The organism is Tardiphaga sp. 862_B3_N4_1, from assembly GCF_051811085.1.
GTDB lineage: Bacteria > Pseudomonadota > Alphaproteobacteria > Rhizobiales > Xanthobacteraceae > Tardiphaga > Tardiphaga robiniae.
This window is the reverse complement of record NZ_JBPWQB010000002.1, coordinates 1,557,996-1,583,530: the sequence shown is the minus strand read 5'-3', so window position 1 is coordinate 1,583,530 and position 25,535 is coordinate 1,557,996. Positions and strand designations below refer to the sequence as shown.

Annotated in this window: 27 protein-coding genes and 1 tRNA gene; 10 read left to right on the top strand and 18 right to left on the bottom strand. The window is 61.3% G+C overall.

The features are described 5' to 3' along the window. Positions 1–11: 11 nt before the first annotated feature. Positions 12–521 carry a L,D-transpeptidase family protein gene (locus AB8B02_RS24750; protein ID WP_439065417.1) on the bottom strand — a complete coding sequence of 170 codons (510 nt, stop codon included), beginning with the start codon at positions 519–521 and terminating at the stop codon, positions 12–14. 249 nt (positions 522–770) lie between these two features. On the opposite strand from AB8B02_RS24750, the gene AB8B02_RS24745 reads away from it, so the two are divergent. After that, complete coding sequence (locus AB8B02_RS24745) at positions 771–1,457, top strand: response regulator transcription factor (RefSeq protein WP_068730214.1); 687 nt, start codon at positions 771–773, stop codon at positions 1,455–1,457. A 72-nt stretch (positions 1,458–1,529) separates the two neighbouring features. Further along, a complete protein-coding gene (locus AB8B02_RS24740; RefSeq protein WP_184512497.1) occupies positions 1,530–1,979 on the top strand; it encodes a cyclic nucleotide-binding domain-containing protein in 450 nt (149 codons plus the stop codon). 6 nt (positions 1,980–1,985) lie between these two features. On the opposite strand, the gene AB8B02_RS24735 is transcribed toward AB8B02_RS24740, so the two are convergent. The 8 genes from AB8B02_RS24735 to tesB all read right to left on the bottom strand — a co-directional run bounded on the left by AB8B02_RS24735 (position 1,986) and on the right by tesB (position 11,650). Further along, positions 1,986–2,801 carry an exodeoxyribonuclease III gene (locus AB8B02_RS24735; protein ID WP_120287667.1) on the bottom strand — a complete coding sequence of 272 codons (816 nt, stop codon included), beginning with the start codon at positions 2,799–2,801 and terminating at the stop codon, positions 1,986–1,988. A gap of 66 nt (positions 2,802–2,867) precedes the next feature. After that, a complete protein-coding gene (locus AB8B02_RS24730) occupies positions 2,868–3,722 on the bottom strand; it encodes an outer-membrane lipoprotein carrier protein LolA (protein ID WP_439065416.1) in 855 nt (284 codons plus the stop codon). Between the two features lie 193 nt (positions 3,723–3,915). Further along, positions 3,916–6,402 (bottom strand): DNA translocase FtsK, encoded by a 2,487-nt coding sequence (locus AB8B02_RS24725; protein ID WP_184512495.1) that lies wholly within the window; start codon positions 6,400–6,402, stop codon positions 3,916–3,918. A gap of 38 nt (positions 6,403–6,440) precedes the next feature. Continuing rightward, a complete protein-coding gene (locus tag AB8B02_RS24720) occupies positions 6,441–7,670 on the bottom strand; it encodes an aminotransferase class I/II-fold pyridoxal phosphate-dependent enzyme (RefSeq protein WP_439065415.1) in 1,230 nt (409 codons plus the stop codon). 295 nt (positions 7,671–7,965) lie between these two features. After that, a complete protein-coding gene (locus AB8B02_RS24715) occupies positions 7,966–9,405 on the bottom strand; it encodes an ammonium transporter (RefSeq protein WP_089263149.1) in 1,440 nt (479 codons plus the stop codon). Positions 9,406–9,459: 54 nt separating this feature from the next. Then, on the bottom strand, positions 9,460–9,798 hold the full coding sequence (locus AB8B02_RS24710; protein ID WP_068730208.1) for a P-II family nitrogen regulator: 339 nt from the start codon (positions 9,796–9,798) through the stop codon (positions 9,460–9,462). A gap of 469 nt (positions 9,799–10,267) precedes the next feature. Next, complete coding sequence (locus AB8B02_RS24705) at positions 10,268–10,606, bottom strand: P-II family nitrogen regulator (protein WP_089263151.1); 339 nt, start codon at positions 10,604–10,606, stop codon at positions 10,268–10,270. A gap of 168 nt (positions 10,607–10,774) precedes the next feature. Then, complete coding sequence (tesB, locus tag AB8B02_RS24700; RefSeq protein WP_089263153.1) at positions 10,775–11,650, bottom strand: acyl-CoA thioesterase II; 876 nt, start codon at positions 11,648–11,650, stop codon at positions 10,775–10,777. Positions 11,651–11,792: 142 nt separating this feature from the next. On the opposite strand from tesB, the gene AB8B02_RS24695 reads away from it, so the two are divergent. Then, entirely contained in the window at positions 11,793–13,013 is a 1,221-nt protein-coding gene (locus AB8B02_RS24695) for a ubiquinone biosynthesis hydroxylase (protein ID WP_089263155.1), read from the top strand. A gap of 8 nt (positions 13,014–13,021) precedes the next feature. Here the strand turns inward: AB8B02_RS24695 and AB8B02_RS24690 are convergent, their stop codons facing one another. Further along, entirely contained in the window at positions 13,022–13,999 is a 978-nt protein-coding gene (locus AB8B02_RS24690; RefSeq protein WP_439065414.1) for a LysR family transcriptional regulator, read from the bottom strand. Positions 14,000–14,102: 103 nt separating this feature from the next. On the opposite strand from AB8B02_RS24690, the gene gstA reads away from it, so the two are divergent. From gstA to AB8B02_RS24675, 3 genes are read left to right on the top strand one after another with little or no spacing between them, the layout of a single operon-like run. After that, on the top strand, positions 14,103–14,729 hold the full coding sequence (gstA, locus tag AB8B02_RS24685; protein WP_439065413.1) for a glutathione transferase GstA: 627 nt from the start codon (positions 14,103–14,105) through the stop codon (positions 14,727–14,729). Beyond that, a complete protein-coding gene (locus tag AB8B02_RS24680) occupies positions 14,726–15,424 on the top strand; it encodes a glutathione S-transferase family protein (protein WP_439065412.1) in 699 nt (232 codons plus the stop codon). Before gstA ends, AB8B02_RS24680 begins: the two co-directional genes overlap by 4 nt. Before the next feature lie 7 nt (positions 15,425–15,431). Then, on the top strand, positions 15,432–15,761 hold the full coding sequence (locus tag AB8B02_RS24675; RefSeq protein ID WP_439065411.1) for a DMT family transporter: 330 nt from the start codon (positions 15,432–15,434) through the stop codon (positions 15,759–15,761). 17 nt (positions 15,762–15,778) lie between these two features. Here AB8B02_RS24675 and AB8B02_RS24670 read toward each other — a convergent pair whose 3' ends face one another. The 3 genes from AB8B02_RS24670 to trxA are packed head-to-tail and all read right to left on the bottom strand — an operon-like array spanning position 15,779 to position 17,670. Continuing rightward, positions 15,779–15,979, bottom strand: coding sequence for a Trm112 family protein (locus AB8B02_RS24670; protein ID WP_068730204.1), 201 nt, complete (start codon positions 15,977–15,979; stop codon positions 15,779–15,781). Positions 15,980–16,026: 47 nt separating this feature from the next. After that, positions 16,027–16,701 carry an LON peptidase substrate-binding domain-containing protein gene (locus AB8B02_RS24665; RefSeq protein WP_089263165.1) on the bottom strand — a complete coding sequence of 225 codons (675 nt, stop codon included), beginning with the start codon at positions 16,699–16,701 and terminating at the stop codon, positions 16,027–16,029. 30 nt (positions 16,702–16,731) lie between these two features. Next, a complete protein-coding gene (gene trxA / locus AB8B02_RS24660) occupies positions 16,732–17,670 on the bottom strand; it encodes a thioredoxin (RefSeq protein ID WP_439065410.1) in 939 nt (312 codons plus the stop codon). Between the two features lie 298 nt (positions 17,671–17,968). On the opposite strand from trxA, the gene AB8B02_RS24655 reads away from it, so the two are divergent. The 4 genes from AB8B02_RS24655 to AB8B02_RS24640 all read left to right on the top strand — a co-directional run bounded on the left by AB8B02_RS24655 (position 17,969) and on the right by AB8B02_RS24640 (position 20,846). Further along, a tRNA-Gly gene (locus AB8B02_RS24655) sits at positions 17,969–18,043 on the top strand. 160 nt (positions 18,044–18,203) lie between these two features. Next, positions 18,204–18,653: a hypothetical protein gene (locus tag AB8B02_RS24650; protein ID WP_170849625.1), complete on the top strand. Its 450-nt coding sequence runs from the start codon at positions 18,204–18,206 to the stop codon at positions 18,651–18,653. A 257-nt stretch (positions 18,654–18,910) separates the two neighbouring features. Beyond that, positions 18,911–20,179, top strand: a complete 1,269-nt coding sequence (locus tag AB8B02_RS24645; RefSeq protein WP_120287658.1) for a PQQ-dependent sugar dehydrogenase — start codon at positions 18,911–18,913, stop codon at positions 20,177–20,179. Positions 20,180–20,255: 76 nt separating this feature from the next. Further along, positions 20,256–20,846, top strand: a complete 591-nt coding sequence (locus AB8B02_RS24640; RefSeq protein ID WP_175369328.1) for a c-type cytochrome — start codon at positions 20,256–20,258, stop codon at positions 20,844–20,846. A 55-nt stretch (positions 20,847–20,901) separates the two neighbouring features. Here AB8B02_RS24640 and panE read toward each other — a convergent pair whose 3' ends face one another. The 5 genes from panE to AB8B02_RS24615 all read right to left on the bottom strand — a co-directional run bounded on the left by panE (position 20,902) and on the right by AB8B02_RS24615 (position 25,505). Next, entirely contained in the window at positions 20,902–21,825 is a 924-nt protein-coding gene (gene panE / locus AB8B02_RS24635; RefSeq protein ID WP_184512487.1) for a 2-dehydropantoate 2-reductase, read from the bottom strand. Between the two features lie 152 nt (positions 21,826–21,977). Next, entirely contained in the window at positions 21,978–22,715 is a 738-nt protein-coding gene (locus AB8B02_RS24630; protein WP_120287656.1) for an SDR family oxidoreductase, read from the bottom strand. Positions 22,716–22,728: 13 nt separating this feature from the next. Beyond that, on the bottom strand, positions 22,729–23,343 hold the full coding sequence (locus tag AB8B02_RS24625; RefSeq protein WP_439065409.1) for a 2-hydroxychromene-2-carboxylate isomerase: 615 nt from the start codon (positions 23,341–23,343) through the stop codon (positions 22,729–22,731). Positions 23,344–23,446: 103 nt separating this feature from the next. Then, on the bottom strand, positions 23,447–24,811 hold the full coding sequence (locus AB8B02_RS24620) for an MATE family efflux transporter (protein ID WP_439065408.1): 1,365 nt from the start codon (positions 24,809–24,811) through the stop codon (positions 23,447–23,449). 88 nt (positions 24,812–24,899) lie between these two features. Beyond that, positions 24,900–25,505: a DUF2239 family protein gene (locus tag AB8B02_RS24615; protein ID WP_439065407.1), complete on the bottom strand. Its 606-nt coding sequence runs from the start codon at positions 25,503–25,505 to the stop codon at positions 24,900–24,902. Positions 25,506–25,535: the final 30 nt, after the last annotated feature.

The following is a 25,535-nucleotide window of genomic DNA, read 5'->3' as shown; positions in this document are numbered from 1 at the left end:
CTGCACCAGATCTACCCAATGACGATGCGCGTCTTCGGTCCGATCCGGGCTAGCAGCCGCAGCATGGCCGGCTTGGTCATCGCCACACAGCCCGCGGTCGGCGCGAATTTCGGGCGGGCCAGATGCAGGAACACTGCACTGCCTCGCCCTGCGATCCGTGGTCGGGTGTTCTGGTCGATCTCGATGATGAAATCGTAGAGATGATCCTCGCGGGCCAGTCGGTCGCCGTCACTTCCACGATCGAGCCGGACCGGTCGATTGTAGTGCCGATCAGACGGATCCTCGCACCAGCCATCCATCAGTGTGATAGGGCGGATCGGCAGAAAACTACGCGGACGTGGATTGCGGTCGGCCCGCCACCACAGCCGGATGGGGCGAAACGTCCCACGCGGCGTTCCGCCGTCGCCTTCGCGTTTGTTCGCCTTGATTCCGCCGCGGCCGAGCGCGACGGGTATGGTTGTGTGGTCGGTCGTCAGCCATCCACGGAGTCTGTCTCCGGCTGACGCGCGAATGTGAACCATAGTTAGCGGTCGATCACGCAAGCTTGTTCGATAAGTGTCTGAAATAACGAGACTTCCCATCCGAATCGCGAACTCCGCCTTGCTATTTACCGCAAATGTTCTATTTCGCGCTGCAGCAGTACATTCGCCGGGAATGTCGCTGATTTTGCGCTAGAATATGCGTTAACGGCGAAGCCTGTCACGATTTCTGGCCCACTGTTTCAGCGCGGCGAACAACGCTTCGCCGCAGCCGTTCAAAGGATTGTCGCAATGCCCAATGCCCGCAAGATCTTGATCGTGGATGACGATACTGATTTGCGCGAGGCGCTGGTCGAGCAGCTGTCGCTGCACGAAGAGTTCGAGGCCTCCGCTGTCGACACCGGCGCCAAGGGCGCTACTGCCGCCAAGGCCAATTCCCCCGATCTGGTGCTGATGGATGTTGGCCTGCCCGACACGGATGGACGCGAAGTCGTGCGCAGCCTGCGCAAGGGTGGCTTCAAGGCGCCGATCATCATGCTGACCGGTCATGACACCGATTCCGACACCATTCTCGGTCTTGAATCCGGCGCCAATGATTACGTCGCCAAGCCGTTCCGCTTCGCCGTACTGCTGGCGCGTATTCGCGCGCAGCTCCGTCAGCACGAAGCCAGCGAAGATGCCGTCTTCACCGTCGGTCCCTATAGTTTCCGGCCCGGCTCCAAGATGCTCACCGGCGCCAATGCCAAGAAGGTTCGCCTGACCGAGAAGGAAACCGCGATCCTGCGCTTCCTGTATCGCGCCGGCCAGTTGCCGGTGTCTCGCGAGACGTTGCTGCAGGAAGTCTGGGGCTACAATTCCGGCGTCACCACGCACACGCTGGAAACGCACATCTATCGGTTGCGTCAGAAGATCGAGAAGGACGCCGCCAATCCTGAAATCCTGGTGACGGAAGCCGGTGGCTACAAGTTGGTGCCGTGATACGATTGGGGAGCCGATTCGCCATTAGCTGTTCGGTATCCTCCTTCGCGCGTCCCGATCACACGGTTCTGCATGTCGATCGATGATGATGTAGCCCTGCTTGAGCGCGTCCCGACATTGCGCCTGTTGGGTATCGCCGCTTTGCGCGTGATCGCGATCGGCTCCGAGCAGCAGGAATTTGCGCGGGGCTCGGTGTTGTTTCGGCAGGGTGACGATGCCGATTGCGGCTATGTCGTTCAGACCGGCGCATTCCGCATCAGCCTCGACGACGGCAGCGATCATGAAGTGATCGCGGGGCCCGGCACATTGATGGGCGAACTTGCACTGCTGGTAGCGATGCAGCGGCCATCGACGGCGGTCGCCACGGAATATTCCAGCACGATCCGGATCACGCGCAGCCTGTTTCAGCGCGTGCTCGACAGCGATCCCGCAGCCGCTCGCCGTCTGCGTGACGACATGGCGACTCGCGTCAGCCAACTCGCCAGCGATGTGACGCTGATCGGCGCCAAGCTCAGCCAGTAACTGGTATCAAAGCTCCAGCACCGTCGTGACCGGTACGTGGTCCGATGGCCGCTCCCAGCCGCGTGCATCTGACGTGACGGTGAAGTCGCGGATCGAATCCTTCAGTGCGGACGACACCCAGATGTGATCGAGGCGGCGGCCGCGATTCGACACCGCCCAGTCGGCGGCGCGGTAGCTCCACCACGTGTAGATCTTTTCCGACAGCGGAATGCGTTCGCGCGCGACGTCGATCCAGTTGCCCTCGCTCTGCACGGCGAGCAGCTTTTCGCACTCGATCGGCGTATGCGACACGATTTTCAGCATCTGCTTGTGCGACCACACGTCATTCTCATGCGGTGCCACATTGAGATCGCCGACCAGGATATGACGCGCATCGCCGCGCGGATGCAGCGGCTCGCAGGTCTTCATCTCGTCGAGGAACGAGAGCTTGTGCGCGAACTTCGCATTCACGTCCGGATCCGGAACGTCGCCGCCGGCAGGCACATAGAAATCATGCACGATCAGCGGCACGGCCATGCCGGCCTTTTCGCCGAACGATACCGAGATGTGGCGTGAGTCCAGATTGTTGCAGAACACGCGGATGTCGCTGCTCTCGAATGGAAGTTTCGAGACGATGGCGACGCCGTGATAGCCCTTCTGCCCGTTCAGCACGACATGGTCATAGCCGAGCTGTTTGAAGCGCTTGAGCGGAAAGGCATCGTCCGGGCACTTGGTTTCCTGCAGACACAGCACATCCGGCTGCATCTCTTCGAGAAACTTGGCGACAAGGTCGATGCGCAATCGCACCGAATTGATATTCCAGGTGGTCAGGGAAAAACGCATGGAAATCCGATGGTGAGACGGCGCAAGCGCGCCTGCTCATCATGAGGGCATCACCTGCAGCGAAAACTAATTCGCGCCGCTGGTGGGATACTTGGTGAAGTCGATCTTGAACAGCCCCGGATCGGGCTTTTTCGCGGTATCGAGATTGTAGATCGCGACCGTGGTGTCATAGCCCTGCGGGTCGGTGACGGTCCACTGCTTGAGCTGTCCATCCTTAGTGCCGACCATCAGCATCAGGCGCGAGGTGCCGACCAGCGCGTTCTTTTCCTCAATGGTCACCGACGTATAGAGGTCGTCAGCACTGACGGCGACCACATTGGTGTCCTTCATCAGATCGATGCGATCGGACAGCAGATAGCGCAACGGTGTCTGCGACAGCGGGTAGATGTCCTGGGTTGCCAGCTTGGAATCGCGGACGGCGAGCGACTGGCCGTCGGACACCATGGCGATGGTCGTCGGCGCATCATATTCGAAACGGACCTTGCCGGGCTTCTGGATGAAGAAGTCACCGGTGGTGCGGCTGCCGTCTGGCCCCACCTGAACAAAGTTACCGCTCAGATTGCTGAGCGATGACAGATAGCTGCTGACCTTGCTTGCCTGCGCCTTCTGATTGGCGTCGAAGCTCATGAAAATGCTGGCGGGAACGTTGCGGCGCGGATCCGGAATGATTGGATTCGGTGGCGTGGATGTCGTCGCCGATGTCTTGGGTGCGATTGCAACTGGCGGCCGAACAGCCTGGGGCTCGGAGGCCGACATCTGGAAACTGCCATTGCTGCGCGCTTGCGGTGCAGGTCGCGGCAATGGGATTGACTGGGCATAGGCCGAGGGCGCCACAATGGCGGCGACAAACGCCGCGACGAGGCCGGCTGCGCCGATGCGCAGGAAAGACCGGTCTGCGGCGTGATGGGTCGGGCGTCTCATCAAGGCGTCGTCCTGCTCGGCGGGTTCGGCGCATTTTACCGCGCTTTGCGTCAGAATGGGTACCGGTTTTGCGGTCCGGCCGGTGGTCTCTTGCGCCCCCGCCGCGGCTGACGCCGCCAGCGCAGGCGCTAACCCGGAGCTGTGGCGATTTCGCGACTCGAAAGCGGGATTGTCCATTGGCAGGGTCAAACTCTCAGAACCCGCTTTCTTCTTCTTCGATCAGAATCTCGCGTTTACCGGCATGGTTGGGCTGACCGACGATGCCTTCGTTTTCCATGCGCTCGATCAGCGACGCTGCGCGATTGTAACCGATCTGCAGCCGGCGCTGGATGTAGCTGGTCGATGCCTTCCGGTCGCGCTTCACGATGGCAACGGCTTGCTGGAACAGATCGCCACCACCGCCATCGGCGCCCATGCCCGTCGAATCGAATACCGCGCCGTCCTCGCCCTCTTCCGGTTCTTCGGCGGTGACCGCCTCGAGATATTCGGGCTCGCCCTGCGTCTTCAGGTGGCGCACCACCTTCTCGACTTCCTCGTCCGACACGAAAGGACCGTGTACGCGCGAGATGCGACCGCCGCCAGCCATATAGAGCATGTCGCCGCGGCCGAGCAGTTGCTCGGCGCCCATCTCGCCCAGGATGGTGCGGCTGTCGATCTTCGATGTGACCTGGAAGGAAATGCGCGTCGGGAAGTTGGCCTTGATCGTGCCGGTGATGACGTCCACCGACGGACGCTGCGTCGCGAGGACGACGTGGAGACCGGCGGCGCGTGCCATCTGCGCGAGACGCTGCACCAGGCCTTCGATGTCCTTGCCGGCGACCATCATCAGGTCGGCCATTTCGTCGACAATGATGACGATATAGGGCAGCGGCGCGAGATCGAGTTTCTCTTCCTCGTAGATCGCCTTGCCGGTTTCCTTGTCGAAGCCGGTGTGAACGGTGCGCGAGAGCTCCTCGCCCTTGGCCTTGGCTTCGACGAGACGCGCATTGTAGCCGTCGATATTGCGCACGCCCAGCTTGGCCATGCGCTTGTAGCGCTCTTCCATCTCGCGCACGGCCCATTTCAGCGCGACCACGGCCTTCTTCGGATCGGTCACGACGGGCGTCAGCAGATGCGGGATGCCGTCATAGACGGAGAGTTCGAGCATCTTCGGATCGACCATGATCAGGCGACACTGATCCGGCCGCAGCCGGTAGACCAGGCTGAGGATCATGGTGTTGATCGCGACTGATTTGCCCGAACCGGTGGTACCGGCGATCAGCATATGCGGGGTGCGCGCAAGATCGATGATGATGGACTCGCCGCCGATATTCTTGCCGAGGCAGAGCGGGAGCTTGATGCTGCCGTCATTGGTGTCCTGCACGGTCAGCAGTTCGCGCAAGTAGACGTTTTCGCGATGGGCGTTCGGCAGCTCGATGCCGATGGCATTGCGACCGGGGACGACGGCGACGCGGGCGGACAGCGCGCTCATGGAGCGCGCGATATCGTCGGCAAGGCCGATCACGCGCGACGACTTGATGCCCGGTGCAGGTTCGAGTTCGTACAGCGTGACGACGGGGCCGGGATTGGCTTTGACGATTTCACCGCGCACGCCGAAGTCCTGCAGCACGCCTTCCAGCGCCCGCGAATTGGCTTCAAGTTCGGCCTTGCTGAGCGGCTTGCGATCCGCGGCCTTCGGCGCGGTGAGCATGCCGACGGAGGGCAGTTCGAACTTGCCGTTGGATTTGCGCACCGGCTCCTTGGCCGAGGATTTCTTGCGCGCCTTCGGGGCGGGCTCCTCTTCCTCTTCTTCTTCCTCGTAGTCGTGCTCTTCGTCCTCGTCGTGATCGCTCTCGTCTTCGTCGCGCGGCGCAATTGACGGGCTGTTACGACGACCGCCGAGATTGGGTTCCTGACGCTCGAAGGATGCCGCGCGCGCCTTGGGCTCGCTTGCAACCATCTTGCCATAGACCAACGAGAGGAAACGGCCGAGACGCGCCTTCGCGCTCATCACGGCATGCGCCGCCCAGCCAAGCGAGACCGAGATCGAGCCGCGATCGCGCGTTTCATCTTCCTCGAACGGCTCGTCATCTTCCTCGATATCGATCTCGGCGAATTCTTCCTTCGCTTGCGCGCCATAGCCACAGGCGATCAAGAAAGTCACGATCATCGCCGCGCAGAGAATAAAGCCGAGGACGAATCGATAGATGAAACCGACAGGGCCGAATACGACCGCGGGCGCGCGAAACAGCGCGTCGCCGACCACGCCGCCGACGCCGGTCGGCAGGGGCCACGATCCGCCATGCTGCCAGCAGCTGGCAAAGCCTGATGCGATGATGGTGCAAAGGACCCAGCAACCGATACGCAGCGCTTCGCGGTCGAAATGCCGATGCGTCATCATCCGCCAGCCCCAGACAGCGATGGTGAGAATCATCATGATCGCGCCGAGGCCGAGGATCTGCATCAGCAGATCGGCACCGATCGCGCCGGGATAACCGGCGACATTGCGGATCGCACGCGAGGTGGCATGGCTCAGGCTCGGGTCCTGTACGGACCACGTCATCATCGCTGCCGCCGCGACAGCTGCGGCGCAGACCAGGCCAAAGCCCGCCAGTTCACGCAGCCGTCGTCCCAGCATCTCACGAATCGACGCGGGCAGATGGCCGACGAGAGGAATGACGCGTTCGATCGTGGTGCTCATACCGGAGTGCTCATGCGCCCTGCATCAATCCAGGATCTTCAATTCAAAATCTTCACCAGCCGATGCAAAGCCTCGGCTGTCGTTTCACTGTCCTGCACCATGGCCAAACGAATATAGCCGGCGCCGGGATTGCTGCCGTCGGCCTGCGGGCGCGCCAGATAACTTCCGGGCACCACGCGCACGCCGCCATCGCGATACAGTCTCACGGCTGCCTCTTCGTCGCCGCCATATGCGGAGACATCGAGCCACAGACAGAAGCCGCCAGCCGGGCGCTTGTAGCCGTAGCGATTGCCGAGAATCTGATCCGCAAGATCGAACTTCAGGCGGTAGAGCCTGCGATTCTCTTCCACATGTGCTTCGTCGCTATAAGCGGCAACCGCGACCTGCTGCAGCGGCACCGGGACCTGCGGCGCGGCCACATTGCGCAATTCGTGAAACGCGCTCAGGAATTTCTTGTCGCCGGCGACGAAGCCGACGCGCATGCCAGGCAGATTCGAGCGCTTTGACAGCGACTGAAACGCAACGACATTGGTGTAGTCAGGTCCGGCTGACGCCAGCATGCTGCCGGGCGCGGCCTGCGTGTAGATTTCCGAATAGCATTCGTCTGATAGCACGATGAAACCGTAGCGCAGCGCGAGGTCGTGCAGCTTCTTGAAGTAAGCGGGTGTCGCGACGGCGCCTTGCGGGTTAGCCGGCGATGCGACGTACATCGCCACCGTGCGTGCCAGCGTCGCCTTATCGAGTGCGTCGAGATCGGGAAGGAAGCCGTTGGCCACTGTGGTTGGCATGAAGATCGGCTCGCAACCCGCGGCGCGCGCACCGGCGCCGTAGGCTGGATAGAACGGATTTGGTAGCAGGATCGCCGGCGTACCTTTGCGCGGGCCGACAAAGCGCGCGGCCGTGATCGCGGCGAAGAACAGGCCTTCACGGCTGCCGTTCAGCACCAGCACTTCGGTTTCCGGATCGAGGGCGCGCGGGAGATTGAAGCGCGTACCCATCCACGTAGCGGCGGCGCGGCGGAACGGCTCAATGCCCTTGGCGATCGGATAGCGGCCGAAATCGGCGGTGTGTTTGGCGAGGACCGGTCCGACGAAATCCGGCACCGGGTGCTGCGGTTCGCCCAATGACAGTGTGATCAGCGGTTGGCCGGGCTGATATGGCGCCAGCAATTCCGTCAGTCGCGCAAACGGCGAGCGCTCGCCATCGGGCCCAGCCGAGGTCCGGCTGCCAGCGCCTTGCGCCGCGGAAGGAGGAGCGGTGAGTGCCATCAGGAAAACGCCAGTACTTTCAAGGCAGCCGATCGCCCCATGAGATCGGCCGAAATGGGATCAAACCACCATAGATACGGCGAGGTTAAGACGCGATTAACCATCGAGGGGCCGGCCTTGCTATCACGCGTTTAGCGGCCGTCCAGGCCTACGCGGGGATCAGAATGGCACCCCAAAAAGTGAAAGGCCCCAGCTTGCGCTGGAGCCCTTCGACGGTTGGGACATTGCCGGGTAGTGCCCCAACCGATCCCTTTGTGAGCATCCCGGACCGATGATCCGGGATGGCTCGTAACGCTTACATGTTGTAGGCGCGTTCGGTGTGCTCGGTGACGTCGAGGCCTTCGCGCTCGACTTCAACATTGACGCGGAGACCGACGATCACGTCGACGACCTTGAACAGGATCGCCGAACCGACGCCCGACCACACCAGCGTGGTCGCGACAGCCTTACACTGCGCGATCATCTGGGTGACCATGTCGTAGTCGCCGATCTTGCCGGCGACGTAGTCCATGACGCCCGTGCCGCCGAGGGCCGGGTTGACCAGGATGCCGGTGCCGAGCGCGCCGATGATGCCGCCGACGCAATGGACGCCGAACACATCGAGCGAGTCGTCATAGCCAAGCGAGTTCTTCACGACGGTGCAGAAGAACAGGCAGACGACGCCTGCGACCAGACCGAGAACCATCGCGCCCATCGGGCCCGAGAAGCCGCAAGCCGGGGTGACGGCGACGAGGCCGGCAACCGCGCCCGATGCTGCGCCGAGCAGCGACGGGTGACCCTTGGTCATCCACTCCGCGAACATCCAGGCCATCGCCGCAACCGCAGTTGCGAGGAAGGTGTTGGTCATTGCGAGAGCGGCAGTGCCCGAGGCTTCGAGGTTCGAACCGACGTTGAAGCCGAACCAGCCAACCCACAGCAGGGACGCGCCGATCATGGTCATGGTCAGCGAGTGCGGAGCCATCAGCTCCTTGCCGTAGCCGGTGCGCTTGCCGATGATCAGGCAGCCCACGAGGCCAGCAATGCCGGCGTTGATGTGAACGACGGTGCCGCCAGCGAAGTCGAGAGCGCCCCACAGGAACACCTGGCCGGCATCGGCCATGACTTCGTCAAGCTTGGCCTGAGCCGCAGCCTTCGCATCGGGAGCCGCAGCTGCAACAGCCTTGGCGGCTGCAACGATGGCGTCCGGACCAGCCCAGTACCAGACCATGTGCGCGATCGGGAAGTAGATCAACGTCACCCAGAGCGGGATGAACAGTGCAATCGCGGCGAACTTGGTGCGTTCTGCGAAGGCGCCGACGATCAGGCCGGGGGTAATGGCGGCAAAGGTCATCTGGAAGCAGAAGTAGACGAGTTCCGAGATGTTGGCGTCTGCGGTGAACGAAGCAGCCATCGAGTCAGGCGTCACGCCGGCGAGGAACGCCTTCGAGAAACCACCGATATAGGCCGAACCGCCAGTGAACGTGATGCTGTAGCCGTAGAGAGCCCAGATCACCATCACGATGCAAGCGGTGTAGAGGACCTGCATCAACACAGAGAGCATGTTCTTGGAGCGAACGAGGCCGCCGTAGAACAGGGCGAGGCCCGGGACGGTCATCAACAGAACCAGCACCGTCGAGGTCATCATCCAGGCGTTATCGCCCTTGTTGACCGTCGGATCGGCGTAAGCCGCAGTTGCGGCGAACAGGCCAACGGCGAGTGCCGCCAATCCCGCGCCAGAGGGACGCTTAAACGTCATTGTGTTTGACTCCTGATTGAAGAATGGGTGAGCGCGAAATCCGAGGAATTCGACTTAGAGGGCTGCAGCATCGGCCTCGCCGGTGCGGATGCGAACCGCGTGGTCGAGGTTGATGACGAAGATCTTGCCGTCGCCAATCTGGCCGGTCTTGGCGGCGGTGGTGATGGCTTCGATGGTCTTGTCGACCTGATCGGAAGCGACAGCCACCTCGATCTTGATCTTGGGCAGGAAGCTCACCGCATATTCAGCGCCGCGATAAATTTCCGTATGGCCCTTCTGTCGGCCATATCCTTTGACTTCCGTCACCGTCAAACCATGAACGCCAATGGCGGTCAGGGCATCACGGACTTCCTCAAGCTTGAATGGCTTGATGATCGCCATAACAATTTTCATGGGTCCTATCCCCGCTTGGGCCCGACCGAAAACCGACCGGGCGATCTCGACTGAGGTTCACCACGCGGAGAAGTTCACTACGCGGGCACAGCCAGACCAGATAGAATCAAATGCCGTGCCAGATCGGCGGAATTCTCTAACGGTTTATGAATCCCCAGCTTTTCGCGTTTCTCACGTGATGAGACAGAGTGCGCTATTCGGTCGCGCCCAAACTCTAGCCAATCCTGCCCAAAATGGAAGCATGACAGGCTCTCGACATATTCCTGCTTAGACGGCGGGCAGCCCAGAGGTGCCCAAATACGTCAATCCGAGGCAAAAAACTCGAAATTGTCTAATCTGCAGGCCTTCCAACTGGCGCGCGTGGAATTGACATGGTTCAACCGGGCAAGACCGTAGAGCCCTTCAGGCGTATTCGAGCGGACTGTGAGAGCAGTTCTGGCTGAAAGCCCAGTGGGCGCTGGCTTATTGCCTAAAGCGCGTCGCTGTCGGTCTCGCCGGTGCGGATACGCAGGGCGTGGTCGATCGGGGTCACGAAGATCTTGCCGTCGCCGATCTGGCCGGTCCGGGCTCCGGTGGAGATGACCTCGACCGCCTTGGCGGCGAGGTCGGACGCCACAGCGATTTCGAGGCGCAGTTTGGGCAGGAAGTTCACAATATACTCGGCGCCGCGATACATCTCGGTATGGCCCTTCTGCCGGCCATAGCCCTTCACTTCGGTCACCGTCATGCCGTGAACGCCGATGGCCGTCAGAGCCTGACGCACTTCATCGAGCTTGAAGGGTTTGATGATCGCGACCACGAGCTTCATGCAGGATTCCTCTTCGGGGGCGGTGTACGACCCTGCTTACGCAATCAGACAGCTTTATGCCATCCCCGTTGGCATGGCGCGTGGAAATTGGGCGGCGACCTGCCTTCGGGGCGGGCCGTTTGCACGCCAAGACGGCGAAGCGGGATTCATGGCTGGAAGCGGAGCAACTTACGTCGCCGGCTTCTCGCGGCGCTCGCGCACTGAGCCTTCCTGCGCCACGGTCGCCACCAGCGTGCCGTCGGGCTTGAAGATCAGGCCGCGCGCGAGGCCGCGACCGTTCTGGGCGCTCGGCGAATCCTGACTGTAGAGCAGCCATTCGTCGGCGCGGAACGGGCGGTGAAACCACATGGCGTGATCGAGACTGGCCGCCATCGCCTGACCGTCGAACAAAGTGCGGCCATAGCGGGCCATGATGGAATCGAGCAGCGAAAAGTCCGACGCATAGGCCAGCGCGCACATATGGAGCGCCGGATCGTCCGGCAGCTTCGCGGCGGTACGAATCCAGAAATTAATCCGCCCCTCCGGAATCTTCTCGCCAGCATAACGCTGGAATTCCACCGGACGCAGCTCGATCGGGCGATCGGACTCGTAATAGCGGCGGATGAAATCGGGCATCTTCTCGATGATCGGATGTTTCGACAGCTCTTCCGCAGTGAGCTTGTCCGGCGGCGGCACGTCCGGCATCGGATCCTGGTGGTTGAACGAGTCCTCCTCCTCGGCGTGGAACGACACCATCATCGAGAAGATCGCATGGCCGTGCTGGATCGCGGTGACACGCCGGGTCGAATAGCTCTTGCCGTCGCGCAGGCGCTCGACCTCGTAGACGATCGGAATCTGCGGGTCGCCGGGCAGAATGAAATAACAATGCAGCGAATGCGGCATGCGGCCTTCGACGGTGCGGCACGAAGCCACCATGGCCTGGCCGATCACCTGGCCGCCGAACACCCGCTGCCAGCGCGTTTTCGGGCTGCGCCCGCGGAACATGTTCACCTCGATGGTCTCGAGATCGAGGATATCGATCAGATCGATCAGGCTCTTGGACATGTCGGCATCTTTCGCTCAGCGGCAATATTAAGGGAGGTTTACCAAGACCTTGGCCGCGCAGGCCCCGGTCCCATTGCCACCCTTGTTTCGCGATCCTGTTTCGCCCAGCTATAAGCGCGTGGCAACAGCGAGAACGGATATCATGGCGGCACAACGAGGCATTGTCATCGGCGGCGGAGCGTTTGCCGGACTGGCGCTGGCTTTGGCGTTGCGGCAGGGGCTTGGCCCCGATCTGCCGATCATTGTCGCCGATCCCGCGCTGGCGAACCGGCCGAGCCGCGATCCGCGCGCCACGGCCATCGTTGCTGCCTGTCGGCGGCTGTTTGATGCTCTCGGTGTCTGGGATGCTGTGGCTGCCGAAAGCCAGCCGATTCTCGACATGGTCGTCACCGATTCCAAGCTGGAAGACGCCACCCGTCCGACCTTCCTGACCTTCGGCGGCCATGTGGAGCCGGGCGAGCCGTTCGCACATATGGTCGAAAATCGCCGGCTGATCGACGAACTCGTGATCCGCGCCGAAGCGGCGGGCGTCGACCTGCGTGCGACCGCGGTGACGACATTCGATTCACGGGCCGACGGTGTCAGCGTCACGCTCGGGGATGGCAGCGTGATCGAGGCAGCTCTTCTTGTCGCTGCCGATGGCGCGCGCTCGAAGCTGCGCGAGCGTGCGGGCATCGCGACCCATGGCTGGGATTATGACCAGTCCGGTATCGTCGTCACTGTCGGCCATGAGCGCGATCATGACGGACGTGCCGAAGAACACTTCCTGCCCGCCGGGCCGTTTGCAATTCTGCCTTTGACTGGCAAGCGTTCGTCGCTGGTGTGGACCGAGAAGCGCGCGGAAGCCGCGCGCATCGTCGCTTTGCCAGATGATGAATTCCATGCCGAGCTCGAGCAGCGGTTCGGCCTGCACCTCGGCGAGGTCAAAGCGCTCGACAAGCCGCGGGCCTTTCCGCTCGGCTACTTCGTCGCGCGCTCCTTCATCGGCGAACGGTTGGCGCTGATCGGCGACGCCGCACATGTGATCCATCCGATCGCGGGGCAGGGACTCAATATGGGTCTCAAGGACGTCGCGGCATTGGCAGAGACCATCGTCGATGCTGCACGACTCGGCATGGATTTCGGCCAGAGCGATGTGCTTGAGCGCTACCAGCGCTGGCGCCGCTTCGACACCATGACGATGGGTGTCGCGACCAATGTGCTGAACGTCCTGTTCTCGAACGATCTGCCATTCGTGCGCAGCATCCGCGACATCGGTCTCGGCATCGTCGATCGGCTGCCGCCGCTGAAAGGCGCTTTCATCAAGCAGGCTGCGGGATTGTCGGGGGAAGTGCCGCGGCTTTTGAAGGGCGAGGCACTGTAGTCAGCACGTCATGCGGTCACGCCGCTCAACGTGGAAGATTTCTGCTTCTTCTCGCCTTCGAACAGCGGGCGCTCGCGGATCAATCCTTCGCCGACGAGATCGAAGAAGGCCCTGACGCGCGCCGTATTCTTCAAATCTGCATGAGTCACGATCCAGAGTTCACCCTCGAGTTCCTTGAGGGGCTCAGATAGTGCTCTTGCCACCCCGGCGTCGTGATCTGCGAGATAGCACGGCATCAGCGCGAGCCCGATGCCGGCTTTCGCTGCGACGAGCTGATTGACCAGACTGTTTGTCCGATAGACGAAGGCGTTCCATGGCGCGGCGCGTGACAGCCAGTCGGCAGCCCCGATGCCTGATGTTGTCTCCTCCCAGCCGATCAGGGAATGGCGATCGATCTCGGATGGATTCGATAACGGGCCGCCAATTGCCTCGAGATAGGCAGGGGCGGCGTACAGTGCCCATGCGATGGCCGACAGTCTGCGTCCCCAAAGATCGCCTTCTTTCGGACGGATAGGGCGCAATGCGATGTCGGCTTCGCGGCGCGAAAGACTCAGCACGCGGTTGTCGATCACCAGCTCCACGACAATGCCAGGGTGAGTCTGCTGGAACGCGGCGAGAAGCGGCGTCAGCCGGCTATAGGCCAGCGTTTCGGACGACGTGACCGTCAGGCGGCCGGACAAACGATGATCGCGACCGGATATATCGCGATCAAGCGCCAGCGCCTCGTCCTCCATGCGCTCCGCGCCGGCAGCCATCCGCGCACCGGCCTCCGTCGCTTGGTAGACGCCGCCTGGAAGTCGTTCGAATAGGCGCACGCCAACCTTGTCCTCCAACGCTTTCAGGCGGCGGAAGGCCGTGGAGTGATCCACGCCGAGTGCTATTGCCGCCGCTGTCAGACCGCCCGCGCGTTGGATGGCGAGCGCCAGCCGAAGTTCGTTCCAATCATCCATGCCGACGAAGATAGCAGTGTGGCTGCTTGCAGTCACGCAAGCGTCGCTGGCGAAAATGCCAATGGGACTTGCGTTTTCGCGGGCGCTACCTTGCTGGTGCGATAGCGACCCCACGACGGATGCAACGAAAGATCCAACCATGAAACTCTATTACGCCACCGGTACCTGTTCGCTCTCGCCGCACATTGTTGCGAACGAGGCGGGTATCCCGCTTGAAATCGTGCGGGTGGATATCCGGAAGTCGCCCCACGTCACCGAGGCGGGCAGCGACTATTCGGCGGTGAACCCGAATGGCTATGTGCCAGCGCTGGCGCTCGATGACGGCACAGTGCTGACCGAGGGCACCGCGATCGTTCAATACCTTGCGGACCTCAAACCCGAGAGCAGGTTGGCGCCGCCTGCCGGCACACCGCAGCGTGTCGAGCTGCAATCCTGGCTCAATTTCATTGCCACCGAACTCCACAAGATGTTCAGCCCGTGGCTGTTTCACCCCGAATATGGCGCACAGGCGGCAGATGTTGCACGCGTAAAGATCGCAGAGCGGCTGGCGTCGGTCGAGCGCCATCTGGCAGCGGGCAGGCCGTTCCTGCTCGGAGAAGGCTTCACGGTGGCCGACGCCTATCTGTTCACGATCGTTGGGTGGTCCAACTTAGCAAAGGTGGATCTGTCCAACTTTCCGTGTCTGCGCGACTTCATGGCTCGCGTCGAAGCGCGACCCGCCGTGCAGCAGACCATGCGCGCCGAGAGAATAAAGGTGAGCGCATGACCGTGGATCAACCAGACGCACCAGCACTGACGCTGGTCAGCCATCATCTCTGCCCTTACGTGCAGCGAGCGGCCATCGTGCTTGCCGAAAAGGGTGTCTGTTTCGAGCGGCGCTATATCGATCTCGCGCACAAGCCGGACTGGTTTTACGCGATCTCCCCGCTGGGCAAGGTTCCGCTTCTGCTTGTGCGACGCGACGGCAACGACACTGCCGTGCTCTTCGAAAGTGCGGTGATCTGCGAATACATCGAAGAGACGCAGACAGGCGTGCAGCTTCACCCTTCCGATCCGCTCGAACGAGCCGGGCACCGTGGCTGGATCGAGTTCGGCTCGTCGATCCTCGCGGATCTGTGGGGATTTGAGACGGCCACCGAAGCGAACAGCTATGAAGCGAAGCGGAAGATGTTGGCCGGCAAATTCGGTCGCATCGAGAAGGTGCTAACCGCAGCGCCGTTTTTCGCGGGGCAGCACTTCAGTATGGTCGATGCGGTTTACGCGCCAATCTTCCGCTATTTCGATGTGTTCGATACCATCGCTGACACGGAAGTCTTCGCCCAAATACCCAAGGTTCGGGCATGGCGCGCAGCGTTACGCAGGCGTCCGAGTGTAGCGAACGCTGTCACGGCCGACTACGCCGACCGGTTGCGTGCATTCCTCGCTGAGCGCGACGCACATCTTCTCAAGATCGCAGCATGAGGCAGCCATGAGCCAGGGCGTCGCATGGCTGCAACTGATCGTGGCCGGGCTTCTGGATGTGGGGTGGGCGATTTCGATGAAATATGCCACGGGTTACACCCGACCGGGCTGGACCATCCTGTCGCTGATTTTCCTCGCCGCGTTCGTCTATCTGCTCGGCCGGGTTCTGGAGGTTTTGCCGGTGGGGTCCGCCTACGCGGTATGGGTCGGGATCGGCGCAGCCGGGACGGTCCTGTTCGGAAGCGTGCTGTTTGGCGAATCGATGAGTCTGCTGCGCGGCGGCGGGGTCGCCCTCATCGTCGCGGGAATCGTCGCCTTGAGATTTGCGCCGGCATGAGCCGCCACATCAGAAATTCAGTCGATCTTCCGCGCTTCTTCCGGGAGCATGATCGGAATGCCATCGCGGATCGGATAAGCAAGCTTGGCCTGGCGCGAGATCAGCTCCTGGCGGGCGGCATCGAATTCGAGTTGGCCCTTGGTCAGCGGGCACACCAGAATCTCGAGCAGCTTGGCGTCGACGGTGCTTTCGGCGCGCTCGATTGGCGGTGTGGTCATGAGTGCGCTCCGGTGATGCGGTCGTTGATCATGGTTATTTATCAGAATTACTGCAGCGGTGGGTCGCCGCTGGTGCGCTTCTTGGCCAGATCCATTTCAGTGACAGCGATCAGGATCTCGGCGCGGGTCTTGAGATCGGGCGCTTCGAGCATCGCCTGTTTCTCGGGCGGACCATAGGGCGACATCATCGCCAGCGCGTTCACCAGGGCCTCGTTGGGCGCCTTGTCGATGCCTTCCCAATCCACTTTCAGGTTGTTGGCCTTGAGGAAGTCGGTGAGCACCGCGAGCAGCGCGGCCCGGTCGACATCGTCTTCGCCCTTGCGTGCGGTGAAATCGTCGATGAAGGGGAAGTAGTCGACCTTGCACTGCCGGTACGCCGTCAGCACCGAGAGTTCCCGCACCACTTCGAAACGGGAAACGCCGGTCAGTTCGAGGATGTAGCGGCCGTCACCGGATTCGGCGAGCTGGGTGATGCGCCCGACACAGCCGACTTTGAACAGTGCCGGCTTGGCCTCATCCGGCGAATGCGCCGCATCGGGCTGGATCATGCCAATCAGCCGGTGCCCGTCGCGAAGCGAATCGTCGATCATCGCCAGATAACGCTGTTCGAAAATGTTCAGCGGCATCTGGCCACGCGGCAGGAGCAGTGCGCCCGGCAACGGAAAGACCGGGATCACCTCGGGAAGTTCGGCAGGCCCGCGATAGTCGGCATTGATGGGCATGTCCGGTTCCGATTCGTCACACGAGAAGAATTACGAGAACAGGATAGTCGATAACCGCCTGCGGCCGTCAACGGTGGCCTCATCCGTTGGTCCCCAAGCGTCGAAGAACTGGATCAATTGCTTGCGGGCGCCGTCGTCATCCCATTTGCGATCACGCTTGACGATTTCAAGCAGGTGACCCGTGGCCTCACTGCGCTGATTGGCGCCATTGAGCGCGATCGCAAGGTCGAAGCGGGCCTGATGGTCGAGCGGATTCGCGGCGACCTTCTGTTCCAGTTCGGTGACCGGACCGAGCGCACTGGCCTGTTCGACCAGATCGATCTTGGCCTGCACGGCCTTGACCGCAGCGTCCTCACGCTTCGCGACCGGGACGAGCTCAAGGGTCTGCTTGGCCTGCTCGATGGCGCCGGTCTCGACGTAACAGCGGGCAAGGCCAGCAATGGCGGCGATATTGCCGGCATCGGCGGCAATCACCTCGCCATAGATCGAAGCGGCGGTGGCCGGATCGCCTTCAGCCAGAATCGCTTCGGCTTCCTGAAGCAGTTCTGCTGCCGTGGGCTCGGCGCCGGGCATGCCGGCTGTCAGCTTGTCTATGAACGCATTGACCTGACTCTCCGGAACCGCACCCATGAAGCCATCGGCCGGCTGGCCGTTGACGAAGGCGATCACGGCGGGGATCGACTGGATGCCCATCTGGCCGGGAATCTCCGGATTCTCGTCGATGTTCATCTTGACCAGCTTCACCTTGCCCTTGGCGGCGGTCACGGCTTTTTCGATGACAGGAGTCAGCTGGCGGCATGGACCACACCAAGGCGCCCAGAAGTCGATCAGGACCGGCTGGCGCTTGGATTCCTCGATGACGTCCTGCACGAAGGTGCGGGTGGTCGTGTCCTTGATGAGAGCGGTTGCTGCCTGCGGCGTCGAACCTGCCTGCGGCGTCTGTGCGCCGCCCTGATCCATGATGGTCACGTGAACCTCGCTCGATGTCTGAAAAATTTGGCTGCTTCTAGCATGGCCTGAGCGATTAAATGGCGTCCGTGACAGTAATTTGCAATCCGGTGAAATAGGTCCGGCAGGGGTCGATTCGACCCGAGAAGCGACATTTGACTGTTTTGAACCGTTTTCCGGGCCGAATCGGGCTCAAAGGGCCATAAATCGCGATTAACTCGCCGCGATCCGAGTTGCAGTCTAACTGTTGCATTCGCCACCGGCATTTGGCATAGGTCTGCGCGTCGGCGGCGAGCAATCGCCGCCTGTCTTCTCGGATGCGGGTGTAGCTCAGTGGTAGAGCACGACCTTGCCAAGGTCGGGGTCGAGGGTTCGAATCCCTTCGCCCGCTCCAGAATTTTCCTGGTTTTTTGGCATCAGTTTTATCGATCACAGGCCGCCGTCCGGCGGCCTTGTCGTTTGTGATCCGCAGGCACGTAGATCCGCCCCGCATCGCTTGAAATCATCGGGCGTTGGGCAGACAATCCACGGGCGAAGCGGGTACGAGACTGACGATGCCGTCGACCACTGATTCCAACCTGGAAATTGCCAAGCGTGCCAATGACGAGGCGCGGGCGGATTTTGCGACCTGGGTGATGATGGCGAAGCTGAAAAGCCTCGACGCGCTGCCGCAGGAAGCCCAGACATTCTATGCGGGCTATCTCGCGCTGCTGGCGCGTGGCAAACAATCCGAGCCAGCCGCGGCCGAAGCCACCATCCAGACTGTCTACCGCAGCTATTATTCCCGCATGGGCGGCACCGGCATCGCGCCCATCATCAAGACGGCTTCGAGATCAAGACCAATGCCCGACGACAACAATAACAATGTCACGCCCTTTCGCCGGATCAAGCCCAACACGCCACCGCCCCCGCGCGAAAAGAAGAAGCTGCCGGTCGCGTTGATCTTCATCGGGTTGATTTTGCTGGCTGTGGCCTGGCGCTATCTCACCAAGGGCAGCCTTTAAAAAACGTAGCAGTGATCGCGCGATGATGCGGTGCGATGCACCAATTGCATCAGGCTACTGGAACTAACTTTCAAAATTTTTTTCAAGATGTCGTCGTGATGGCGACGTCTTTCATTTGCGCGAGCGTTAGTTGCGCTTTTCACCTGCGACATTTGTGCTAGCATCTCACTGTCTGAGAAAATCACAGACCAATAAAGTTCGTCTCGAACGTTCAATAAGACATAGCAGCCGCAACAAGCTGCACAGGGAGTGACGCGATGAAATCGATGACTGGTCGATCCGTTGTTGCGTGCGCCGCCATCCTCGCTACGGCGATCGGCATGGCCTCGCTCAATCAAGCGAGCGCACAGCAGAAGCTCAAGAGCTACAAATCCGATACCAAGGAATTCTGGACCAATCCGCCGGACGACTGGTTCCTCGGTGACGAGACCGAGGCACAGAAGGGGCTGGCGCCGCCGTCGGGCCCGCCGACCGGTGCGTCCGATGCCGAACTCGCAGCCATGATGAAGAAGATCAAGCTGCCGCCGGGATTCAAGATCGAGGTCTATGCATCCGGCGTGCTGGCGGCGCGGCAGATGGCCTGGGGCGATAAAGGCACGCTCTTTGTCGGCTCGTTCGGCCTCGGCAACGTCTATGCGATCACCGACAAGGGCGGCAAGAAAGAGGTCAAGACCGTCATCAAGGGCATGAAGATGCCGACGGGCATCGCCTTCCAGGACGGTGCGCTCTATGTGATCGATATCAACAAGCTGATCAAATACGAGAATGCCGAGGCAAATATCGACAAGCTCGGTGACGGCAAGGTGGTCTACGACGACATGCCGTCATTCGCGGCACATGGCTGGAAGTATCTCGCGCCGGACAAGGACGGCTGGTTCTACGTTCCGTTCGGACCTCCCTTCAACATCGGCATTCCGCCGACCAGCCTCTCGCAGATCCGCCGTGTCGATCCCAAGACCGGCAATGCCGAAATCGTTGCGCTGGGCGTGCGCAACTCGGTGGGCGGCGACGTCGATCCCCGCACCGGCAAATACTGGTTCACCGAAAATGCGCGCGACTGGATCAGCGACGATATGCCGAGCGACAAACTCAACATGATCTCGAAGCTTGGCGAGCATTTCGGCTATCCGCATTGCCATCAAGGCAACATGCCGGATCCGAAATTCGCCATGGGTCACAAGTGTTCGGAATTCACGCCGCCGGTGTTGAATCTCGGCGCCCATGTCGCTCCGTTGGGGATGAAGTTCTATACCGGCAGCATGTTTCCTGCCGAATACAAGAACAACATCTTCATTGCGGAGCATGGCTCGTGGAACCGGCACAAGTATCAGGGCGCACGTATCAAGCGTGTGATCGCCGGGCCGGATGGCAAGAACGCCAAGCAGGAGATCTTCGCCTCCGGCTGGATCGAGGGTGACCAGGGTTATCTCGGCCGTCCTGCCGATATTGTTCTGGCCAAGGATGGATCGCTGCTGATTGCCGACGATTGGGCAGGCGCAATCTATCGCATCAGCTACGCGAAGTAAGTCGCGAATTGCGTGAGGCTGGAGTTGCGTCATCCGCAGCTCCAGCCTCATGTATTCTGGAATGGGAATGTGGCTCATGCATCGTTCTGCAATCGCAGCTGTTCTTGTCTTTCTAGTTCTTGGTTCTGGGTCCAGTCCGGCTGATGCCGCCGATATCGCCGCGGGCAAGGAGAAAGCCGAGCTCTGCAGCGGCTGTCACGGCGAAAACGGCATCTCGCAAATGGAGAACATCCCTTCGCTCGCCGCACAGCCGGATCTGTTTATCCAGTGGCAGCTGGTGTTCTTTCGTTCAGGCACCCGCAAGAACGAACAGATGCAGCCGATCTTGGAGCAGATCGACAACAACGACATCCGTAATCTCGGCGCCTATTTCGCTTCGCTGAAGCCGCCGGAGGGCAAAAAGCCCGATGACAATCCGGATCTGTCGGCCAAGGGCGCGCAAGCGGCGGTCGGCCGTCGCTGCGCGTCGTGTCACACGGAAAGTTATGGTGGCACGAAGGCGGTGTCGCGTATCGCCGGACAGCGCGAGGACTATCTCGTCAAGGCGCTGCGCGATTACAAGTCCGGCGTCCGCGCCGGTGGGGGCATGGCAGCGATGGCTGAGGTTGCCTATTCGCTCAGTGAAGAAGAGATCACTGCGCTGGCGCATTATCTGGCGCATCTATGAGGGGAAATCCGTAGCCCGGATTGCGATTGGCCTGATCCGGGCTACGTTGCGATGCTTACGCTACCCGCTGATGCTCATACGCCTTGAGATGCGTATAGATCATCCGCAGTCGCGGCACGGCAACCTTGGCGGCATCGGCGCGGGCGATGACATCGCCGACGATCTGGTCGGCCTCGATCTGCGCCTTGTTGAGGATGTCGCGATACATCGAGGCGGTCATCTTCGAACCTTCTGCTGTCAGCATGCCCTCGGTGCGTTCGAGGAAGGCTGCCCGCGGTGCGAAGCCGTTGGCCTTGGCGACGCCACTCATCTCATCCCGCACGCCGAGGATGAAGTCTCGGCCGCCAGGTGCCGCGACGATGTCACCGACAGCGCCGCGCATCGCGCTGGTCGAGCCGGCAATCGTCGCCAGGAACACCCACTTCTCCCACATATCCTGCATGATATTCTCGGAGGCCGCGCCTCCAAAGTTGCCGGTCGCCATGATCGCAGCGATCGCCTTCACGCGATCTGAACTGCCGCCCTTGCGTTCGCCGAAGCTGAGCACCTGCATTGGCGCCATCTGGACGACCTCGCGCGCCTCGTTGAGCGTCGCTGCGATCTGGCATTGGCCGCCCATGACGTTCTCGGCGCCGAACTTCTTCTCCAGTACGTCGAGATGCTTCATGCCGTTGAGCAGCGGAATGATCGCCGTGTTCGGCCCAACCGCGGGTGCAAAGGACGCGATGGCGTCGTCGAGGTCGAAGGCCTTGCAGCTCAGCAGCACGACATCGAATTTCTCCTTGATCGCATCTGCCTGCACCGTCGGCGGATTCTTCAGGGTCACGTCGCCGTGCGGGCTCTTGATGACAAGGCCGGCGCTTGCCAGCTCACCGGCGCGCTTCGGGCGAACCAGGAAAGTGATGTCATTGCCGGCCTGTAACAGCCTGCCGCCGAAATAGCCGCCGATGGCACCGGCGCCGACCACGAGAATACGCATTGGGATGAGTCCATGTTGGATTGGAACGTGAAGCTGTCAAACAGTAGCCCGTCATTGCGAGCGAAGCGAAGCAATCCAGTTCCTTGTCGATGCAGGGCTGGATTGCTTAGTCGCAAGAGCTACCTGCAATGACGGCTGCGAGAAGGTGCTCGCTACCACTTCTCCCCGAACGGGCGAATCTCCAGTTCAAACGTCCAGGCGCTACGCGGCTGCTGATAGAGCTGCCAGTATGACTGGGCGACCGACGCAGGCGGCATCAACAAATCGGGATTGTTGAGCGCCTCCTTGCCCCACATCTGCTCGCGGCGTTCGCGCACCCAGGCGGTGTCGACGCCGCTGTCGATAATCAAATGGGCAACATGGATGTTTTTCGGGCCGAGCTCGCGGGCCATCGCCTGAGCTACTGCACGCAACCCGAATTTGGCCGATGCAAAAGCGGCAAAACCACTGCCGCCACGCAAGCTCGCGGTGGCGCCTGTGAAGAAGATGTTGCCCTGGCCGCGCGGCATCATCAGCCGTGCAGCTTCGCGCCCGGCCAGGAAACCGGAATAGCAGGCCATCTCCCAGACCTTGCGAAACACCCGCTCGGTTGTCTCCAAAATTGGGAAATTGACGTTGGCGCCGACATTGAAGATGCAGACCTCCAATGGCGCGTGCGCATCGGCGTCATTGAGGAAGGCGGCGATCTCGTCTTCCTTGCGGGCATCGAGCGAGCGCGCCACGATCGTGCCGCCCATAGCCTCGATCTCTGCCACCAAAGGCGCCAGCTTGTCGCCGTTACGGCGCCCAGCGAACACCGTGAAACCTTCGGCGGCGAATTTCTTGGCGATCTCCGAGCCGATAAAATCACCGGCGCCGATGACCGCGACAGTCGCGTTGCGCTTCTGCATGATGTGCTCTCCGCTATTTGCCGGCGCCGGTAATCAATTCCTCGACCTCGCGCAACTGCTCCTTGCCGAAGAACATCTCATCGCCGACGAAGAAGGTCGGTGAGCCGAACGCGCCGCGCTCGACAGCGGTCTGTGTATTGGCCACCAGTACCGCCTTCACCTCCGGCTCCTGTCCGCGTGCGAACAATCTTGCGCCATCGAGACCGGAGTCGGTGAGTGCTTTTATGGCCACTTCGGGGTCATCCATCTTCTTTGGCTCGCCCCACATATGATGGAACGCGGCGTCGACGTATTTCTCGAACACGCCGTCAAACTGTGCCGCGATGGCGACGCGCATCAGGTTCAGCGTGTTGACCGGGAAGAACGGATTCATCGTGTAGGGCTTGACGCTGAAGCGCTTCACGAACCGCTCGGTCTCGATTTGATGAAATTCACGTTTGTTCTTGACGCCGGCATAGGTCTCCGCCGGCGAGCGATTATTGGTCGCCTTGAAGATGCCCCCCAGCAGGACCGGGACGTATTCGAATGTCACGCCGGTGCGCGCTTCGATCGCCGGGATCGCCAGATGGCTGAGATAGGCGTTGGGGCTGCCGAAATCGAACAGGAATTGTGGCGACGTCTTGGTCAAGGCGGTCTCCCGAATTTTTATTGGGTGCAGTGTGGCGCAGCACGTGCGATGCGTCCACATCTTTTATGATGACCGTAATGCTATGGCTTGACGGCGCACAGTGTCAGATCAGACGCTGTACGGTCCGTTTGCGCCACACCAGCATGTAATAGCTCATCTGCAGAACAAACATGGCGCAGAAGGTGATGGGGTAGGCGGCCCAGACGCCATCGAGACCGATAGTGCGGCTGAGGATGACGGCCGAGGGCACCTCGATGGCAACGATGGCGAAAACCAGAAGCGCCAATGGTGCAAATACCGTTCCGCTGGCACGCATCATTCCGGAGAATGTTGTGGCCATGCCGAACAGGATCGAACTCCACAGTACAATGTGAAGCGACCGCTGTGCGAGTTCGAGGACCGCCGGATCGACGATGAAAAAGCTCATGAGGGTGCGGGAGAACAGGTAGGCGATCGCCACCAGTCCGCCGGTCAGGACGAGGTTCATCAGCAATCCGGTGCGGACGATGGCGCCGAGCTGGTCGGCCTGGCCGCGGCCGATGGCCTGCGCGCCGAAGATCGAGGCCGTAATCGAGATCGAAATGGCGGGAAACTGTACATAGCTCAAAATCTGGTTGACCGCGCCATAAGCGGCGGTCGCGTTGGAGCCGAAGCCGTTGACGAGGCCGAGCAGCACAAGTTCGGCGACCGACATTACGGCCATGCCGATCGCGGAAGGGATACCGATCCGCAACACCTTGCGCAGCAGCGCGGGGTCAAGCCGTATTCTGCGCAGGAACTCCGCGTCGGGCGCGAGCGCGTGTTTCTTGCGGCGCAGGTACATGGCGAGCCAGAGCAGCGTGAACGCGCTCGACGCGGCCGCGGCGCAGGCAGCGCTGGCCACGCCAAGTCGCGGCAGGCCGAACCAGCCCTGGATCAGCGCCGGTGTGACGGTGAGGCCTATGAATGTGGACAGTGCCAGCGCCCATAGCGGCGTCACGGTGTCGCCGACGCCGCGCATCATCGATGTCATCAGAATGAAGATGAAGGTCGCCGGCATCGCCAGCATCATGATCCGGGCATAGGCGCTGGCCTGGTCGAGAATATCCGCCGGTGTCGCAAGCGCAACCATCATTGGTCGGCTCAATAGGGCGCCGAACACTGCGATGATGACCGCTAGCAGAAGGGCGACAGCGAGGGTCGTGCCGGCCACCGCCTTTACCTTGTGGCGCTCGCCCGCGCCCCAGGCCTGGCCAATCAGCACCGACGCGCCCGCTCCCAACCCCACGACGAAGGAGATGAAGAAGAACATTACCGGAAAGAACACCGATGCCGCCGCGAGCGCATCGACGCCGATCATCTGGCCGACATAGATGCTGTTGATGGTGCCGAACAGCGATTGCAGAATATTGCTCAGCATCATCGGTGCAAGGAAGGTGAGAAACGTCCTCCACAAAGGACGCGGTGTCATCGGCAAAGGCTCAGACATAGCGGGTTCTCGGTTGGCACGAAGACATAACGGTCCGTTAGCGCGCGTTGATGCGCACGGTGTTGTGGTGGTCGATGGGGCCGGGTGATCAGGCCGGTGGGGCGGCGGCCTGATCACGAAATGCGAGTATTACGATGTGATCGCGGATATCGACTGGCCAGTTCGCGATGAGTTCGGTGAAGCGCCGTTGATCGCCGGCAAACAGCGCGCGCGACGCTTCCTCAAAGCCCGGCCGATCTCCGGCCATGGTCGACATGAAGTGATAGGCCGCATCGCGCGCGGCGCGTTGACGATCCCTGTCGCCACTCGCGCGGCGGGCATTTTCTACCAGCTTGCGTAGCGCGACTGAGGCACCGCCCGGCTGTGCGCTAAGCCACTCCCAATGGCGCGGCAACAGCGTTACCTCGCGGGCGACAACGCCAAGCTTCGGCCGGCCACGGCCACGGGGCTCGGTCGACGCCTCGACGTGGGGCTCGACCGCGGATAGCTGGGGCAGGCGGGCGACGACCTCGCGATGGCTGCCGCGCAAATCGATATGGAGTGACTTGCCGGTGGCGTTGTCGACAATGACGATCGGATCGGCGATTGCGCCGGTCGCGATCTTGATCGCGATCGCGACCTCGGCCAATGGCCCAGAAGCCAGCAGCTTCGGACCGGCAAAGGCGCTAAACGGAGGAACACTCATTTCAGTCATGGGAATAAGCCCGTCTCATCATCAAGATCG

Excerpts from the sequence above, each read along its gene's own strand:
- gstA (WP_439065413.1), top strand. The coding sequence starts at position 14,103 with ATGAAACTCTATTACGCCACCGGTACCTGTTCGCTCTCGCCGCACATT.
- AB8B02_RS24750 (WP_439065417.1), bottom strand. The coding sequence starts at position 521 with ATGGTTCACATTCGCGCGTCAGCCGGAGACAGACTCCGTGGATGGCTG.
- AB8B02_RS24695 (WP_089263155.1), top strand. The coding sequence starts at position 11,793 with ATGGCGGCACAACGAGGCATTGTCATCGGCGGCGGAGCGTTTGCCGGA.
- AB8B02_RS24705 (WP_089263151.1), bottom strand. The coding sequence starts at position 10,606 with ATGAAGCTCGTGGTCGCGATCATCAAACCCTTCAAGCTCGATGAAGTG.
- AB8B02_RS24670 (WP_068730204.1), bottom strand. The coding sequence starts at position 15,979 with ATGACCACACCGCCAATCGAGCGCGCCGAAAGCACCGTCGACGCCAAG.
- AB8B02_RS24730 (WP_439065416.1), bottom strand. The coding sequence starts at position 3,722 with ATGAGACGCCCGACCCATCACGCCGCAGACCGGTCTTTCCTGCGCATC.
- AB8B02_RS24665 (WP_089263165.1), bottom strand. The coding sequence starts at position 16,701 with ATGCCCATCAATGCCGACTATCGCGGGCCTGCCGAACTTCCCGAGGTG.
- AB8B02_RS24675 (WP_439065411.1), top strand. The coding sequence starts at position 15,432 with ATGAGCCAGGGCGTCGCATGGCTGCAACTGATCGTGGCCGGGCTTCTG.
- AB8B02_RS24720 (WP_439065415.1), bottom strand. The coding sequence starts at position 7,670 with ATGGCACTCACCGCTCCTCCTTCCGCGGCGCAAGGCGCTGGCAGCCGG.
- AB8B02_RS24735 (WP_120287667.1), bottom strand. The coding sequence starts at position 2,801 with ATGCGTTTTTCCCTGACCACCTGGAATATCAATTCGGTGCGATTGCGC.
- AB8B02_RS24725 (WP_184512495.1), bottom strand. The coding sequence starts at position 6,402 with ATGAGCACCACGATCGAACGCGTCATTCCTCTCGTCGGCCATCTGCCC.
- AB8B02_RS24745 (WP_068730214.1), top strand. The coding sequence starts at position 771 with ATGCCCAATGCCCGCAAGATCTTGATCGTGGATGACGATACTGATTTG.
- AB8B02_RS24715 (WP_089263149.1), bottom strand. The coding sequence starts at position 9,405 with ATGACGTTTAAGCGTCCCTCTGGCGCGGGATTGGCGGCACTCGCCGTT.
- AB8B02_RS24645 (WP_120287658.1), top strand. The coding sequence starts at position 18,911 with ATGAAATCGATGACTGGTCGATCCGTTGTTGCGTGCGCCGCCATCCTC.
- AB8B02_RS24640 (WP_175369328.1), top strand. The coding sequence starts at position 20,256 with ATGCATCGTTCTGCAATCGCAGCTGTTCTTGTCTTTCTAGTTCTTGGT.
- AB8B02_RS24710 (WP_068730208.1), bottom strand. The coding sequence starts at position 9,798 with ATGAAAATTGTTATGGCGATCATCAAGCCATTCAAGCTTGAGGAAGTC.
- AB8B02_RS24620 (WP_439065408.1), bottom strand. The coding sequence starts at position 24,811 with ATGTCTGAGCCTTTGCCGATGACACCGCGTCCTTTGTGGAGGACGTTT.
- tesB (WP_089263153.1), bottom strand. The coding sequence starts at position 11,650 with ATGTCCAAGAGCCTGATCGATCTGATCGATATCCTCGATCTCGAGACC.
- AB8B02_RS24740 (WP_184512497.1), top strand. The coding sequence starts at position 1,530 with ATGTCGATCGATGATGATGTAGCCCTGCTTGAGCGCGTCCCGACATTG.
- AB8B02_RS24650 (WP_170849625.1), top strand. The coding sequence starts at position 18,204 with ATGCCGTCGACCACTGATTCCAACCTGGAAATTGCCAAGCGTGCCAAT.
- AB8B02_RS24615 (WP_439065407.1), bottom strand. The coding sequence starts at position 25,505 with ATGACTGAAATGAGTGTTCCTCCGTTTAGCGCCTTTGCCGGTCCGAAG.
- panE (WP_184512487.1), bottom strand. The coding sequence starts at position 21,825 with ATGCGTATTCTCGTGGTCGGCGCCGGTGCCATCGGCGGCTATTTCGGC.
- AB8B02_RS24630 (WP_120287656.1), bottom strand. The coding sequence starts at position 22,715 with ATGCAGAAGCGCAACGCGACTGTCGCGGTCATCGGCGCCGGTGATTTT.
- AB8B02_RS24680 (WP_439065412.1), top strand. The coding sequence starts at position 14,726 with ATGACCGTGGATCAACCAGACGCACCAGCACTGACGCTGGTCAGCCAT.